Here is a 14,556-nt window from a genome sequence, read left to right as displayed (position 1 = left end):
CGCACGTTGTAAACGTTTCAAAGCACCCCCCACGCCCGAAACCTCCCCCTCCCCGTCATCTCTCTGAGGCCGAGTTCCGAAACAATCCGCCGCGCCGCCTGCGGCGTGACGTCCAGCGTCGTCGCCACCATCCCGGCCGAGACCAGCGGCTTTGCCATCACCAGATCGACCAGCGCCGGCAATTTCGAGGAGGTTCGCCGTCCTTCAATTTTTCGGTCCATCATCGTCTTCGCCAGCGTCAGCCGGTCATGCTCTTTCATGCCGATCTCGGCAGCCGCCAAAAATCCGTGGGCAATGGCGAGCAGCCGGGTTTCCCGATCACGATGCCGGCGCCGATCAACGGCAATGGTTTTGAGGCCGAGATTGATGGCGGCCAGATGGGCGCCGGTGTTAATCCCCGCCTGGCGCAGGATCGAGGCGCACAATAGCCTGCCGAGCCAGGGCGCGTGCTGAAGGACGGAAAGCTCGTTCCAGGCATCGAGGGCGACGATGGCCTGCGCCACCGCCGGTAGACTTTCAGCTTGGCGCAACACGCCTCGCCATTCGTCTAGCCGTGCATCCTCGTCCCAGTCGAGATCGTAGATCATCGAATCTTTCTCGGCCCCGCCGTCGCGGCTGGGCCGTGTTGCATTCACGATTGCCGCCTCCGATCGCGCCAGAACCGCATCGATGGCGGCATAGTCGACGCCGGGGAGATTTTCGACGTCGTCACCTTCCTCTCCCTCCCCTTCCGCGTGGATCGCGGACGCCGGCCAAATAACTCCGGCTGTCGACGCCTCGTCCCCGCCGCCCGAACCGATCTCCGAGGTTTTCCGCAGCGAGCGGATGCCGTCGGCAGAGAGCGCCCAATCCGGGGATTGGCCGGCGGCCCGCCGACGCGTGCGCAGCACGTCCAGGGCGATGGTCAGTTCATGGGTGGGCGTGCGAATGTCCCGGGTGTCGTCGTGGAGGACGAGGTCTTCGAGGTGGACGAGTTCGCCATCGATCCACAGCGAGGCGCAGGCGTCAGTGAAGTGGGTGCGCTCGATCCACCCCAGACCGACCGGAGAACGGGCGATGCGCTCATCAAGACGCGTGAGTGCGATACCCGCCCGAAAAGCCGGCTCCAAAAGCGCTGTCATGGTGATTTTCGGGATATCGTAAGCCATTGATATTATGGTAAACGATTTGCTAAACGAACTCTATATCAATATTGTGGTTCTCCATATGGTGTGATCGCGCGTTGATGTCATAACCATCGATAAGTACCTCTTATCGATGGTTATTGATTTCGAGTCGCAAATCAGAAAAGGTCGTGTCATTGGACGGCCACGGCGCCGTCTCGAAGCACCGTTTTGGAGCCACGCTTGCCATCTTCAAGCCAAACGTCACTGGTTGATCGCCGCGCCGAAGAGCTCGACACAATCGCCGCTGTCCTGCCGATGGAGCGGCGCGACGAACTCGCCGAGCTGCTGACCGACCAGGACATCCAAACCCTCAAGCATCTGGTCAACGAGGGCATGGGCGAAAACACCCTGCGGGCACTGACGTCCGATCTTGCCTATCTGCAGGCCTGGTCGCTGGCGGCGACCGGCGCCTCCCTCCCCTGGCCGGCACCAGAAGCGCTTCTCCTGAAATTCGTCGCCCATCATCTGTGGGATGCGGAAAAACGTGTGACGGATCCCGACCACGGCATGCCTGCCGCCGTCGACCAGAACCTGCGCGACCAAGGCTTTCTGAAATCACTCGGCCCGCATGCACCCGACACCGTGCGCCGCCGGCTGGCAACCTGGTCGACGCTCACCAAATGGCGCGGGCTGACCGGTCTCTTCACCTCCCCTGCCCTCAAATCGGCGATCCGTCTGGCCGTGCGCGCGGTCCCGCGGACCCATCGTCGCAAGAGCGCCAAGGCGGTCACATCAGATGTGCTGGCAAAGCTTTTGGCGACCTGCGCGACCGACAGCCTGCGCGATGTCCGTGATCGTGCAATCCTGATGGTGGCCTTTGCCTCCGGTGGTCGCCGGCGCAGCGAGATTTCCAGCCTGCGCGTCGAACAGATCAGCGTCGAGCCGCCGATCAAAACGGACAGCGGCCCTCCCCTCCCCTCGCGTGCTATCCATCTCGGCCGCACCAAAACCTCCGGCGCCGATCACGACGAAATCGTCTATCTTACCGGCCGGCCTGTCGAGGCGCTCGATGCCTGGCTCACGGCTGCAAACATCGCGAGCGGCTCGGTGTTTCGGAAGGTCGATCGCTGGGGCAATGTGTCGAAGCGGGCGCTGGAGCCAGGGGCGGTTAATGCAGTTGTCAAACACCGAGCGCAGATGGCCGGCTTAGCGCCGTCGGAATTCTCGGCTCACGGCTTAAGATCCGGATATCTGACCGAGGCGGCTAACCGTGGAATCCCCCTCCCCGAGGCCATGGAGCAATCACGGCACCGCTCAGTGCAGCAGGCTTCGAGCTATTACAACAGCGCGACGCGGAGAAGTGGCCGGGCAGCAAGACTGTTGTGAAATGCGGCAAACAAAGTTTCCCGCTCCGTGTCGTCACGTTAACGCTCGTATTTGTTACAGTCAGTGTGGCGGCCGGGAGAAACAGATAGCGCGTCACATAACCCGTGTTGTTTTCTACGTAATGTAAACCTATCTCGATTTAGATTTAATGACAATGTAGCTCACTGAGAGGGGAGAAAGGCGCGCTGCCCTCTCTCCCCCACAAGCACTAAACCGGTTTCCCCCATGCTTCAGCCTGCGGCTTGCAGCACCGGTCCGATTTTCTACAAAAAATCCGACGCGGCCCTTCGGGTGGGTGATCCCCCTCCGGTTTAGCGCTTGTCCCCCTCTCTCCAGCTGTTCCGCACGAGCTCGGGAGCAGGACCAGGTCCTGCCCTCCCTTCGATTTGGGAGGTCAAACGGCTTCGGCTGGTTTTGTGGATAGAGGTGAGATGATGAAACAGGGAATGGAAGACGGTTCGCTCTTCGAGAAAATGGAACGCCACATCGCGGCTCAGATGGCGACGGCTAAGACGGTGAGAGAATGGGACGAAAAGCGAGCGACCGAGCGCGTAAGTCCTGTGATTTATGCCGGGGCTTTGGCTGCTGCATCGAAGGAAGATGAGGCGGCACGACTATCGATCGTCATGCACAAGCCAGCCGACCGAAACGAATCCGACCGCAAACTCGAATATTTAGCTGCCTATATCCTGACAACGCAGGCAGCTTTGGATCCCAAAGAGATGGAAGTGATTCAGACAGAGGCGGACAACCTCACTGTTTGAGTTGGCCTGATAGCTGCTAATATCCGTTCGCAACCCAATCGCCTGAAGCGGTTTTCGAATATCCAATAACGCGATCGAGAGGTTGGGCGGACGGGGTAAACTTGATGGACGTAAGACAAGACACTCCCGGCCCGGCTGGATTCTGGTCGCACTCGCCAAGTCGTATTGAGATACGGTCCTCAGATCCGCGAGTTCGCATCGGATTGGAGGAGTAGGCTCGGCGGTATGCCGCCAAGGCCTCTTCTTCGCTCGGGGTCTCCAAGGCCGGGGCTACAAACTCGCGCGGCAGAAGAGACGGATCAGCTTCTATTGCTGCTACAATTTCTTCATGCGTGGGTGCGCGAACTTGCGGATCTGGCTGCGGCATCAAAACGTAAGTTGCGCCGGAGCCGGCAGCAATGCCAACTCCGGTAGCGATTACGAGTAGAATGTTCTGGTTCATGGCGCTGGCCTCATAGATTGAGGTTGAACCAATGACGTTCCTTCACGCCTTTGTCGTTCGGGATATCGAAGTAATAGGGGTCAGCCCTCATTGGCCTTGGCTGCGTGATGACAACTTGGCAGCTGTTGCCAAAGCCGTTGTCATTGTTTGAATTAAGTTCGCGGATTGTGATGCCGGCCTGCTGGTTCGCGCGTTCGTTCCCGTAGAGCGTCCGGAAAGCGCCGCGGTTGCTGCACTGGTTGACCGTCTTTGTGCATACATTCGCCTCGCCACCGCCAAAGAGGGAGTCGTTGTCGCGGCCAGACGATGCCCGCCCGGCCTGAAAACCGGCAGGGCAATCTTCAAAAGGTTGATGGCCGGGTTTCCCGGCTTTAGCTTCTTCGCAGATCGGCCACGAAAAGCCGGGCTTCTTCATAGCCGAAATCAATTTCTGCATCGGCGGCACGCAGTACCCAACCCCCTGCCATGAAGGGTTTTTGGACGCTGCGCAAAGGAGGATCTGGCACCCCCAAGACGCATTTTGCGCCCTTGCGGCAGGTGTCATGGCAAAAGCCGCAACACCTGCGGCGACAAAATACAGAGCTTTCATTAGCTTTCCCTCTCTCATTCGTTCACTGCGGAATTGGCCGGTGTGAGATCTTGGCTTCTATCGCGTGGGGGTCTGTTCGGTCGGAGGCCGCATAAATGACGGCGGCGATCAACGAGAATGCTGCAAACCAGAGGATACCGACGCGGTAGAGGAGGGGGCGGTTTGGGATATCCCGGCAAACCGCCGCAAATGCAAAAAAGCCGACAAGATAGCTGTCGAAAGCGAGATGACGCTCGGCCTGGAATAAGGCTGAGGCCACGAGGAGGACCAAAGCGCAGGGGGCGTGGATCCACCACAAACGTTCGCAGGGCACGATCAGGGCGAGCGAAAGGGGAATGGCAACCAATAGCGCCGCCATCGGATCGATAGCGAACGATGTCGCGATATGTGCGATATCCGGCAACTATCGATCTGTCCTCTTAGGTTTGTTGCGTGCGTCAGCAAACGGCGGCGAGATTTCGCTTTTTCGTTCTGCCAAAAGGTTGAAATCCGCCAGAGGTCGCCGCTCAAGGGTCTTATCAACCGCTTTGCGCCGCCATTCGTTCATGTCGAGCACGTAGGTGCCCCACATTCCATAACGGGCGGCCATGGCATCGTGCTGATAGGAAAGGTACTGTTGGTTGGCGTAGGGGGAATCCACTCGCGCCCAGCCTACGCGCAGCATTTCCGTCGCCACGTCTCGGCCTTTGACCGTGCATTGAGCGAGAGGAATGCCATCATTCCCATACCCAAGCGTCGTGCAGACCGTCACCTTGTTGCCAATGGTTCGCTTCAACCAAGCTTTTGCAAGCGGGCCACAGGAAACCGGCATAGGCGCTTGGTTCTTTGTCCGGTCTACCCACTTGGGGTGGAGAGCCCATTGCGGGAGCTCGCATGCATCGATACTCGCGAGGCGGACCTTATAGCCACGTCCGAGAGAGCCATACCAAAGAGTGCGGCCGTCCAGAACGGTTACAACGCCTTTGAAGACCGGCAACCTGACGGGCGCGGAATCGACGGGTGGTGCAACGCGCCCCGAGTAGCGCGGGGTATAGTATTGTAGGTCGGCGGCCATTGAAGGTGTGGCAATCGCAGCGATAATGACGCCGAACAGGGGAATATGTTTCATTGCTCCGCCTTCCTGGCGCGCTGATTGGCTTCTCGGCTAAGGGTGATCGACGGGTGCTGGACGTCTTTGAACTGCCAGAGACCCGCCTTTTTCTGCTGGGCCATCTGTTCGGCCACAGAGTAGGGGACATGATATGGAAGTCCGTCGCTCTTCAATGCAGCAAACGCGTACCCACTGCTGACGAGAACCTGCCCTAGATCCAGCCGCTGGCTCCCAACGGTCGCGTAACAAATGACATACGAAATGTCGTTTGCCTTAGCGACTGGTGCGCAAATCGGCTGCGTGTCCTTGATATACGCGGCAAGAACAGCGAGGGACGCCTCGCCGCAATCGCGAGTGTTACCGTGCGCATCGGTATAATTGGTACCGCGCAAACATGACTGTATTCCATAGAGACGGAACCGCTCTCCATTGGATACCCATGTGTCCCCGGTCTCCAGCGTTATTCCGTCCGGCCTTAAATCGAAATAGCCCTCCGGGGCTGCGAGAGCCCAGGTAGGCATCAGTGCTGCCATGAGAAGGGCTATCCGCTTCATTGCGACTTTACCCGCGGATCGGCCCACATGCCGAAGTCGCCCTTTTTGCCGAGATTCTCGGCTTCCTGAAGATCAGGCCGCTCCACTGATCCATCAGGTTTTTTGGCGAGACGAAGAGCGCCTAGAGAAAGAAGCTGTTCCTCAAAATTATCGACCGAGTCCATGGCACCAGGGTAATTGTAGTACCCGTAGCACGTCGCATTCTGCATCGGCGCCCCCTGCTCGCTGACGAAGGCGCGGCAGAAAACGACTTTTGGGCTCTGCAACATGACCTGAAGCTGTTTAAGCGCATAGTCATCGCAGGTTCCGGCATAGTCTTCCGTCCGGTTGACCAAATCGCCCTTACACGGCTGGAGACCGTAGAGATGTACTGTCGTCTTATCGTCAATCTTGAAGTCGGTTCCGGAGACTGCCTTGAACCCTGAGGCTGTTGCATAGCCCTTCCGGTCAACGACCTTCCCATTGCCGTCATAATACTCGATCACCAAAGCCGTTTTACCGGGGGCGGCGAGCGACTTGACGTAATCCTTGTTGATCGCCGGCGCGGCAAAAGCTTGTGTTGCCATCGCGCAACTCGCGAGTGCGGTAATGATGGTCCGTATCATTTTCTAGCCCTAACCATCTTGGTACAACGGATTCCCTTGAGAAAGGGGGTTTAACACTGGCACAAAAACTTGTAAGTCTGAGCCAAATCGGTATGCTACAAGCATCAACTTAATCGGTTTTTTTCCTAATCACAACACCGTTTGGCAGGCGGAGACGATGGAATAAAGGGCTCGCATGGCAGGCTTTTCAGGCACCACCGTCCTTTTTGGGACAGCTCTCGTTACGCTGTGGTCGGCCAACTGCGCATATGCCCAAGACGCTGTAAGAAATACCAGAATAGCTAGTGCATACAACGAAACCGAAGCGTCTGAAACGCCGTCGCTCGCGACTAATTTCGCGGAAAGATGGGCCGGTGAGCCTGTTGCAGCCAAAGAATTTGTCTTGGGCGCTGATGGTGTAGTGAAGGGCGCGAACCAGCAGAAAAACACGACCGAAGCGGCGGCTTTGCCGAGTACCAAAATTGGCGCAGGAAACTCCCCATATGTGGATGCATCGTTATCAACGGTAGACTCTCCGACTGCTACTCGTGCGACCGGTTCACTTAGCCAAATCGGCGCAGGAAACGTGTTAGCTTCGCCCGTAATGGGGGCAAAAGAGTGTGGCGCATCTCCAATGACGCCGGACGAGATCAAAGCTTTGGTTGTAGAGACCGCGCGCCGCCATCAGGTTGATGAGGGGTTTGCTGTGGCAATCACTTGGGCCGAAAGCAGGTTTGACGTGGTTCGCAACTCTCCCAAAGGAGCTCGTGGCCCCATGCAGCTTATCCCCGATACCGCAACGAGGTTCGGCGTCGTTGATATCTGCGATCCACGGCAGAACATCGAGGGTGGCATCAAGTATCTCCGGTTTCTGCTCGATGAGTTTCAAAATCCTCTGCTCGTAGCCGCTGCATACAACAGCGGCGAGAACCGGATCTACGAATATGGCGGCGTTCCGCCCTTTCAGGAGACGGTCGGATACGTAGCAAAAGTCCTCAATTTTCAGCTTGGTCTTCCGATGCCTGCGGGCAAGCGGAAGGCCGGAAATGTCGTCCGTGAGGCAGCGGCGACGAATACGGCCAACGGTAGCGGGGTAATTGCCGTTGAGAAAACCGGCAAGTTTGTCGGCGGCGTGATGCACTTCTAAGGAGAGAGTCAGATGAAAAAGGTGAAGTTGGGTCAATCCCAAGCGGTTAAGGTGATCGCGCTTCTTGGCGTGGTCGCGGCGGTGCAGATCGTCGGCGCGGAGTTGGCGTTTGCCCAAGGCGCAGGCGGCGGAGGCAGTGGTGCTTTCGGCCCTATCCAGACCGCCGTGCAGATGATCGTGGATTTCATCACTGGCCCATTTGGCCGGTTGTTGGCGATCATTGCCGTTATCGCCCTGGGCTTCATGGCATTTGCCGGTCGTTTGTCTTGGTTTACAGCCGGCGCGGTCGTTATTGGTATCGGCCTCGTCTTCGGCGCTCCGGCCATTGTTGATCAGATGATTTCTTCGGTGGGCGGGCAGTAAGTTGAGCGAGTTCTCGGATGAGAAGCCGGCGCTCACGCCTTTGGTGATCGGTCTGACCCGATCACCAACCCTATGGGGCGTGCCATACATGGCGGTGGTGCTGATCATCGGCCTCACCATCATCGGATGGCTTGCGTCGAACCATCTCGCGGCACTTCTGCTCGCGCCTGTGGGCTATCTCGTCCTTTTCTCGCTTTGCACATGGGACGCGAAAATTCTCGACGTGCTTCAGGTTTCGTCACGCAAGACACCCCGCACTCCCAATAAGCGCTTTTGGGGCACCAACTCGTACGGACCATAATCATGCTGAAAGTCGTCAAAGAAGAGCTAGGATTTGGGAAGGTCGCAGGAAACGAGCGGCCTATGTCCGTTCATATTCCCTACATGCGGCATGTCTCGGACACGGTGGTAGGTCTCGAGAATGGATCACTCGCCAGTGTCATCAAGCTCGACGGCTTGTTTTTCCAGACCGAAGACCAGGCCGAATTGAATATGCGATCAGTCGTCCAGAACACGATGATACGCGCGCTCGGCTCAAGCCGGTTTTCCCTATGGTCAACCGTGATCCGTCGCGAGGTCGAGACCGAGATCGGCGGAACGTTTGATCAATCATTCTGCGACATCCTGAATACGCGATACATGGGTCAGCTTCGCAAGAAGCGCATGTTCACCAACGAGATCTACTTGACGATTGTCCGTTCGGGCATGCGCGGCGCGCTTGGTGTTGGCGACTCTCTCAAGCGGATTTTTACGCAGTCCAACAAGGACGCCAAAACACAAGCCACGCGCGAAGAGGTAACGGACCTAGAGGAACTGATCGGGAATATCGTCCGTGAACTGAGTAAATATGGAGCCCGCACGCTCGGCATAACCTATCGGAAGAAGTCCGATGATATTGCAAAGATCGAGGGGCAGGAGGAAGAGACCAAGGGCGAACCGTATTCCGAGCCCTGCGAATTTTTCGATTCTGTCCTCACGGGGAGTGTGTCTCGAAAGATGCGATTGCCGCGCATGGGCATTCGCAACTTCATTGGAACATCTCGTCTCCACTTCGCCAAGCGCGCCTTTCACGCGCAAGCCGCCGTGGACGAAGATTCGCGGTATGGCGCACTGCTGTCCATCAAGGAATACCCTCCTTTCACTGGACCTGGCATGTTGGACGGACTGTTACAGGTGAACCATGAGTTCATCCTGACGCAGTCGTTTACCCTTGCAGACAAGCCAATTGCGCAGGAGCGCATAACGCGCCTTCAGAGGCAAATCCGTGCCTCGGATGAAGCTGGGACGTCTGTAGAATCTGACATCAATTTTGCTCTCGACAGTATGCTGAATCAGGAAGCCGTGTTTGGCTTCCACCATTTTTCGCTACTTTGCATTTCCCGGGACCTCGAAGGCTTGAGCCGCTGCGTTTCGGAACTTGGTGCATGCCTCACGGACATGAATATCAACTGGCTGCGTGAAGATCTCAATCTTGAGGCAGCGTTTTGGGCGCAGTTGCCCGGTAACCATTCCTATATTGCTAGAAAGGCGATGCTCTCCAGCTCGAACTTCTCGGGCCTGTCATCAATGCACAATTTCGCCAGTGGTCAGGCGGAACGTACGCATTGGGGCCTTCCCATCACGATCCTTGAGACGACATCGCAGACGCCCTACTGGTTCAATTTCCACCGCCGCGATATCGGGCATTTTACCGTCACAGGACCGACCGGCTCGGGTAAAACTGTCGGTTTGAGTTTCCTGCTCGCGCAGGCCATGCGAGTTTCCCCAACACCCCGCGCCGTCTTTTTTGATAAGGACCGCGGAGCCGAAATCTTCGTTCGAGCCATCGGCGGATCTTACGAGATCCTTTCCCCGGGTACACCAACTGGATTCAATCCGCTCCAGTTGGAGAACACGGGACCAAACAGAGAATTTCTTCAGCGCCTTCTCAAGGCGATGCTCGGTGGACGTGATCGCCGCGACTTCACCCAGGAAGATGAAGATATCATAGAGCGCGCTGTGGTCCGCCTCATGGAAGAACCGGCACAACAGCGAAACCTCACCAACCTCGGCAACCTGCTTATGGGCCGTGCCCGTGCTGATGCCAATGACCTCTATTCTCGCCTTCGTCCTTGGACCGAGGGCGAAAAGGCTTGGCTCTTTAACGCTCCACACGATGTGCTGTCCTTCTCTGGCCGGACGGTGTTCGGCTTTGACATGACCAGTATTCTTGGGAACGAAGAACTGCGGACGCCCGCCCTCATGTATCTCTACCATCGGCTTGATGAACTGCTGGATGGCAATCCGGTCATGTTCTTCATGGACGAAGGCTGGCAGCTGCTCCTCGATGAAACTTTCAGCGCGTTCATTGTCGACAAAATGAAGACCATTCGTAAGCTCAACGGCATCGTGGGCTTTGGCACTCAATCGGCCGCCGACATTGCAAAGTCGAAGGTCTCTCACACGCTCATTGAGCAGTCTTCCACGAACATTCATTTCCCGAACCCGCGTGCAGACGAAGAGAGCTACATCAAGCGCTTCGGTCTCACGGTGAAGGAATACAACTTCATCAAGAACACCCCGCCCGAAAAGCGAACCTTCCTGATCAAGCACGGCAATGACTCAGTCATCGCCCGGCTGGACCTTTCGAGCATGCCCGATCTCGTCAAGGTCCTGTCCGGGCGCAAGGAGACGATCGAGGAGTGCGCCGCACTCCGCGAACAATATGGAGACGAGCCGGAAAACTGGTTGGCTAAATTTTGCGGATGGGAGAATGCTGAATGAGGAAAAGTCCCACTCTGGTGCTGCTTGCTACAGCCATGTCGATTGGCGCTCCAAGCGCAGCCTTTACGCAGGTTCCAATCACCGACGCCGCACTAACGGCGGACGACACGGTGAGGGAGAAAACAACCGACGACATCAAGGAAACAGACAAGAAACGCCACACTGTCAGCACCAGCGTCACTTGCTCGATGTACAAAAAAGGCAAGGGAGGCGACGCGCCGTCTGCCGCGCAAGCTAATCCGGAGATCGTCGGCCTCGTAAAGCGCGTTGCCCAGGAAGAGGGCGTAGACGAAACGCTGTTCATGGCTCTTGTCTATCAAGAGAGCCGCTTCAACCCCTGCGCAAAATCACCGGTAGGCGCGACGGGTCTATCGCAGCTTATGCCAGGAACCGCAAAGGACCTCGGCGTTGACCCAAACAACATGGAAGACAACCTTCGGGGCGGCGCGCGGTATCTCAAGCAACAGCTGAAGCGTTTCAACGGGAATACGAACCTCGCTCTGGCCGCTTACAATGCTGGCCCTGGCAACGTGCAGAAGTATGGCGGCATCCCACCATTCAAAGAAACCCAAGGCTATGTCGCGAGCATCACGAAACAATGGATGCCGCAGTTTGGCGGGTCGGATACCTCAAACATTCCGATGAACTATGGAGGAGGCAGCACAGCCTTCTCGGGTGCTCGTGACAGCTCGATGAACGCTATGGCAACGAGCCAGTCCATCACGGAAAGCAGTGGCAATGTCAGTTCGTGGTTGCAGCAGCTCGGGCAGATGCAGACGGGCACGATCCAAGACAGCTGGGACCAGAACTCAGGGGCGCGAAACGCGAATCTCGAAATGATGAATCAGGTCATTCGTCTTGGAGCGACAATGGCTGAACTCATGAACTCGAAGAACGCGCTGGATCTCGGTGAAAGATCCGGCTCGTCTCGCACGAGCTCGGTGAAGAAAAACGACGATAAAGACCCCGAAACGGTGAAGCTCTGTGACCCGGCGCTGAACGTGGAGTGGAACGAGAAGGAACAAGCTTGCGTCCAGAAGAGGGAACGGGCGTCCGAAATGAAACTGATGTTGAGTACACAATAAAGGAGAACTGCCATGAAAAAGACGATCGCAACGGCGTTTTCGCTGGCTCTAGCTTCGACAGCGTACGCTCAGGTCCCCACAATCGACAATGCTAACCTGAAGGTTGCTCAGGAAACATCGAAAACAACGACCGACATCCTCGATACCAACAAGGAGGTTCTCAAGACGGTCGAAGAAACACTTAAAGCCGTAACGGGTGACCGTGGAAGCGTGCAAAGCCCTATGCAGAACCTTGCTATCGGCAATGGCTTCAGTGTCTCCCAGATGCCGTCCTTCGACAGCTTGATGAGCGGTGGCGTACCGAATTTCGGGAACATGGGGGGCGATATCGGCAAAATCGCCTCCACGTTTATCAACGGGCTGCAGTTGGTGAAAAACCTGTCGGGAAAGGCCGATAGCACATTCTCAGGCGACAAGTCCTATGAGGAGGTGATGAACACGGTTCTCGGCGTTGCGGCTTTGGTGACCGGTTCAAACCAGGCGGTACAACAGCGTACCCAATCCTTCCAGCAAGCAGGTCAGCAGATTGGCAAGGCTGAGGATATCAAGGGCTCGATCGATCAGAATACGCAGCTTCAGGTCCAATCCGGGCTGGTGCTAAACGAAATGATCGGCGTCATGAATGGCACAGTCCAGTCGCTCAACGCTCAAAACCAGCAACGTCTTGTCGATATGTCGAACTCGAAGAAGGCGATGACCTACGGTGATTAAGGCATTCGAGATAGCGGGAACGGTGCTTCTAGTCGCGACCTTTACAGCCGGGCTTGCCGGCTGTGGGACGGCCGCGAAAGAGAAAACGGCACCATGCAAACGGCCCGCCAATATGACGTCTTATGCTGAGGATCCACGTCACGACTGTGGTCCAATGACAAGCGTCAATGGCGAACCATCCGCCGCTCTGGCGGCCATCGGCACAATAGCAACTGAATAAGGATGTTGGGCGATGGAGGATTTCCTCGGTGGGCTTTTGGATCGGATCGAACAGACGGGCGCTAGCTTTACGCAAAGCGCCTATGGGGTTGTTGCGAGCGAAGTAACGCCGCTTCTAACCGTGCTTCTGATTGCCTACGTCGCCTATTACGGTCTTCAACTGATCATGGGCACTGCGCGTGTCAGCGTTGGGGAGGTGATCAGCCGCGTAGTCAGAATGACGCTGATCGTTGCTTTCATAAACTCATGGGGTAACTTCAACACGTTCTTCTACGCTTGGCTGAGCGATACACCGGAAGACGTGGGACGGGCAATTCTCGCGGTCAGCAATACAGGTATCACAGAGCCGACAAACGGCCTTTCGATGATCTGGGAAACGGCCAACAAGGCGGCGGGGGCCTTTGCTGAACAGGCCGGTTATTTTTCTGTTCTTCCGGCTATGGTCGGTTTTCTGATCATGTTTGGCGTCGGGGTGTTTATCGCCGTCGCTCTTGCGATCCTTTTGCTTGCTAAGGTCATGATGTGGGTGCTGCTAGGAACCGCCCCCATTTTCATCGCATGTTTGTTGTTTCAATCTACGCGAAGCTACGGAATGGCATGGTTCCAAAGTGTGCTGATGTACGCGATTATTCCGTTGTTCGTTTACGTGGTGGCTGCGTTCTTGATCTCCGCAATGGATCCAGAGTTGACGAAAGTCGCTGCAGCGGCCGATCAACGCAGGCTTCAACTCGATGATGTTGCAGCTTTCCTTCTTTTGTGTGCCGCCGGCGCCTTTGTGCTTTTCAACATACAGACACTTGCTCAGGGGATTACGGGGGGTGTCGCAGCCGGGATCGGCCAAGTGGCGCGAACCGTCGGAGGCCTGACGGGCTTCAGTGCCCCCGCTGCTGCACTCACAGGAGCGCGCAGTGTCTCCGGCGCGGCCGGTCGGATCGGGATGGCTGCCAGGGAACGTACCCATGCGGGAATGCGGGAAAATATTCGAAATGCAAGCGCGGACGCGATGCAGAAAAGCATCAGCAGCAACAGCGTGCCACGTTAAGCGCAGGCTGTTCAGAGGGGTTTAAGGGCTAGACCATGGCAGATTCAAATGAAGCTCTCCGGAGCTATTTTCAAGACGGCGACAAGTGGGAACAGGAGATTGTAAAAAAGGCAAATCGCTCAAGGACATTCGCTTGGTTTATCGCCCTGATAATGAGCGCCATCACCCTTATGTCGCTCGGGACGCTGGTGATGTTGGTTCCGCTCAAGACCTTCGAGCCCTACATCGTCGAGGTCGATAAAAATACAGGTTACATCGAGGTCAAGACGGGGCTCACGCGCTCGGCAAACCTCACTGACCAGCAGGCTGTCACTCAGGCCAATGTTGTCCGGTACATCCGCTCACGCGAGGGCTATGACCCGTTTGCCATCCAGCAAAACTTTGGAATTGCCGCGCTTCTTTCCACGGCCGATGCGGCCAAGGAGCTTCAAGACGAATGGAGCGCCGCTAATCCAAACAACCCGGGCAGGCGTTTGGGCAGAAACAAGAAAATCACAGTTGACGTAAAGTCGGTCACGTTCTCGAACGCTAGCACCGCGCTAGTTCGCTTCTCGACAACAGAGAGTTCTGAGAGTGACAATATCACCCGGCACTACATCTCTGTTGTCAGATTCCGTTACACGGACACACCGGAGCGAAATGATTGGAGGTTTGAGAACCCCCTTGGCTTCCAGGTGTACAACTACCGTCGCGATCAGGAAACGGTTACGC

At 56.6% G+C, this 14,556-nt stretch carries 17 protein-coding genes; 11 read left to right on the top strand and 6 right to left on the bottom strand.

What is annotated here, in order from left to right; translation table 11 throughout:
* Nucleotides 1-17: 17 nt before the first annotated feature.
* Entirely contained in the window at nucleotides 18-1,148 is a 1,131-nt protein-coding gene (locus DXT96_RS24790; RefSeq protein WP_153516906.1) for an RHE_PE00001 family protein, read from the bottom strand.
* 198 nt (nucleotides 1,149-1,346) lie between these two features.
* On the opposite strand from DXT96_RS24790, the gene DXT96_RS24785 reads away from it, so the two are divergent.
* On the top strand, nucleotides 1,347-2,492 hold the full coding sequence (locus DXT96_RS24785; RefSeq protein WP_194287740.1) for a site-specific integrase: 1,146 nt from the start codon (nucleotides 1,347-1,349) through the stop codon (nucleotides 2,490-2,492).
* Between the two features lie 431 nt (nucleotides 2,493-2,923).
* Entirely contained in the window at nucleotides 2,924-3,256 is a 333-nt protein-coding gene (locus DXT96_RS24780; protein ID WP_012653031.1) for a hypothetical protein, read from the top strand.
* Nucleotides 3,257-3,708: 452 nt separating this feature from the next.
* Here DXT96_RS24780 and DXT96_RS24775 read toward each other — a convergent pair whose 3' ends face one another.
* The 5 genes from DXT96_RS24775 to DXT96_RS24755 are packed head-to-tail and all read right to left on the bottom strand — an operon-like array spanning nucleotide 3,709 to nucleotide 6,536.
* Nucleotides 3,709-4,287: a hypothetical protein gene (locus DXT96_RS24775; protein ID WP_194287739.1), complete on the bottom strand. Its 579-nt coding sequence runs from the start codon at nucleotides 4,285-4,287 to the stop codon at nucleotides 3,709-3,711.
* Between the two features lie 22 nt (nucleotides 4,288-4,309).
* Nucleotides 4,310-4,690 carry a hypothetical protein gene (locus DXT96_RS24770; protein WP_153516904.1) on the bottom strand — a complete coding sequence of 127 codons (381 nt, stop codon included), beginning with the start codon at nucleotides 4,688-4,690 and terminating at the stop codon, nucleotides 4,310-4,312.
* Nucleotides 4,691-5,395, bottom strand: coding sequence for a thermonuclease family protein (locus DXT96_RS24765; RefSeq protein WP_153516903.1), 705 nt, complete (start codon nucleotides 5,393-5,395; stop codon nucleotides 4,691-4,693). It lies immediately after the preceding gene.
* Complete coding sequence (locus DXT96_RS24760; protein ID WP_071207519.1) at nucleotides 5,392-5,931, bottom strand: thermonuclease family protein; 540 nt, start codon at nucleotides 5,929-5,931, stop codon at nucleotides 5,392-5,394. The genes DXT96_RS24765 and DXT96_RS24760 overlap by 4 nt, the downstream gene beginning before the upstream one ends.
* The gene (locus DXT96_RS24755) at nucleotides 5,928-6,536 is read right to left on the bottom strand and encodes a hypothetical protein (protein WP_153516902.1); all 609 of its coding nucleotides are present in this window, start codon (nucleotides 6,534-6,536) and stop codon (nucleotides 5,928-5,930) included. The genes DXT96_RS24760 and DXT96_RS24755 overlap by 4 nt, the downstream gene beginning before the upstream one ends.
* Nucleotides 6,537-6,711: 175 nt before the next feature.
* Here DXT96_RS24755 and DXT96_RS24750 point away from each other — a divergent pair, with 175 nt between their 5' ends.
* The 9 genes from DXT96_RS24750 to DXT96_RS24710 form a co-directional block, all read left to right on the top strand.
* Nucleotides 6,712-7,662, top strand: a complete 951-nt coding sequence (locus DXT96_RS24750; RefSeq protein ID WP_246670644.1) for a lytic transglycosylase domain-containing protein — start codon at nucleotides 6,712-6,714, stop codon at nucleotides 7,660-7,662.
* A gap of 12 nt (nucleotides 7,663-7,674) precedes the next feature.
* Nucleotides 7,675-8,025, top strand: a complete 351-nt coding sequence (locus DXT96_RS24745; protein WP_153516901.1) for a TrbC/VirB2 family protein — start codon at nucleotides 7,675-7,677, stop codon at nucleotides 8,023-8,025.
* A 1-nt stretch (nucleotide 8,026) separates the two neighbouring features.
* A complete protein-coding gene (locus DXT96_RS24740) occupies nucleotides 8,027-8,326 on the top strand; it encodes a type IV secretion system protein VirB3 (RefSeq protein WP_080517092.1) in 300 nt (99 codons plus the stop codon).
* Nucleotides 8,327-8,328: 2 nt separating this feature from the next.
* On the top strand, nucleotides 8,329-10,788 hold the full coding sequence (locus tag DXT96_RS24735; protein ID WP_153516900.1) for a VirB4 family type IV secretion/conjugal transfer ATPase: 2,460 nt from the start codon (nucleotides 8,329-8,331) through the stop codon (nucleotides 10,786-10,788).
* Nucleotides 10,785-11,873: a lytic transglycosylase domain-containing protein gene (locus DXT96_RS24730; RefSeq protein ID WP_153516899.1), complete on the top strand. Its 1,089-nt coding sequence runs from the start codon at nucleotides 10,785-10,787 to the stop codon at nucleotides 11,871-11,873. The genes DXT96_RS24735 and DXT96_RS24730 overlap by 4 nt, the downstream gene beginning before the upstream one ends.
* Before the next feature lie 12 nt (nucleotides 11,874-11,885).
* Nucleotides 11,886-12,584 (top strand): type IV secretion system protein, encoded by a 699-nt coding sequence (locus DXT96_RS24725; RefSeq protein WP_012653020.1) that lies wholly within the window; start codon nucleotides 11,886-11,888, stop codon nucleotides 12,582-12,584.
* Nucleotides 12,577-12,804, top strand: coding sequence for a hypothetical protein (locus tag DXT96_RS27430; protein WP_012653019.1), 228 nt, complete (start codon nucleotides 12,577-12,579; stop codon nucleotides 12,802-12,804). The genes DXT96_RS24725 and DXT96_RS27430 overlap by 8 nt, the downstream gene beginning before the upstream one ends.
* A 12-nt stretch (nucleotides 12,805-12,816) precedes the next feature.
* Nucleotides 12,817-13,845: a type IV secretion system protein gene (locus DXT96_RS24715; RefSeq protein WP_045232527.1), complete on the top strand. Its 1,029-nt coding sequence runs from the start codon at nucleotides 12,817-12,819 to the stop codon at nucleotides 13,843-13,845.
* A gap of 35 nt (nucleotides 13,846-13,880) precedes the next feature.
* Nucleotides 13,881-14,556, top strand: a 676-nt coding sequence (locus tag DXT96_RS24710) for a virB8 family protein (RefSeq protein WP_153516898.1), incomplete at its 3' end; no start/stop codon positions are given.

The organism is Agrobacterium sp. ICMP 6402 (assembly GCF_009498615.1).
Taxonomy (GTDB): domain Bacteria; phylum Pseudomonadota; class Alphaproteobacteria; order Rhizobiales; family Rhizobiaceae; genus Agrobacterium; species Agrobacterium burrii.
This window is presented reverse-complemented; position numbering and strand designations above follow the sequence as displayed.

What these genes read in the sequence shown, in the direction of transcription:
- DXT96_RS24790 (WP_153516906.1), bottom strand. Translation starts at nt 1,148, where the DNA reads ATGGCTTACGATATCCCGAAAATCACCATGACAGCGCTTTTGGAGCCG.
- DXT96_RS24780 (WP_012653031.1), top strand. Translation starts at nt 2,924, where the DNA reads ATGATGAAACAGGGAATGGAAGACGGTTCGCTCTTCGAGAAAATGGAA.
- DXT96_RS24775 (WP_194287739.1), bottom strand. Translation starts at nt 4,287, where the DNA reads ATGAAAGCTCTGTATTTTGTCGCCGCAGGTGTTGCGGCTTTTGCCATG.
- DXT96_RS24765 (WP_153516903.1), bottom strand. Translation starts at nt 5,395, where the DNA reads ATGAAACATATTCCCCTGTTCGGCGTCATTATCGCTGCGATTGCCACA.
- DXT96_RS24760 (WP_071207519.1), bottom strand. Translation starts at nt 5,931, where the DNA reads ATGAAGCGGATAGCCCTTCTCATGGCAGCACTGATGCCTACCTGGGCT.
- DXT96_RS24755 (WP_153516902.1), bottom strand. Translation starts at nt 6,536, where the DNA reads ATGATACGGACCATCATTACCGCACTCGCGAGTTGCGCGATGGCAACA.
- DXT96_RS24750 (WP_246670644.1), top strand. Translation starts at nt 6,712, where the DNA reads ATGGCAGGCTTTTCAGGCACCACCGTCCTTTTTGGGACAGCTCTCGTT.
- DXT96_RS24745 (WP_153516901.1), top strand. Translation starts at nt 7,675, where the DNA reads ATGAAAAAGGTGAAGTTGGGTCAATCCCAAGCGGTTAAGGTGATCGCG.
- DXT96_RS24735 (WP_153516900.1), top strand. Translation starts at nt 8,329, where the DNA reads ATGCTGAAAGTCGTCAAAGAAGAGCTAGGATTTGGGAAGGTCGCAGGA.
- DXT96_RS24730 (WP_153516899.1), top strand. Translation starts at nt 10,785, where the DNA reads ATGAGGAAAAGTCCCACTCTGGTGCTGCTTGCTACAGCCATGTCGATT.
- DXT96_RS24725 (WP_012653020.1), top strand. Translation starts at nt 11,886, where the DNA reads ATGAAAAAGACGATCGCAACGGCGTTTTCGCTGGCTCTAGCTTCGACA.
- DXT96_RS24715 (WP_045232527.1), top strand. Translation starts at nt 12,817, where the DNA reads ATGGAGGATTTCCTCGGTGGGCTTTTGGATCGGATCGAACAGACGGGC.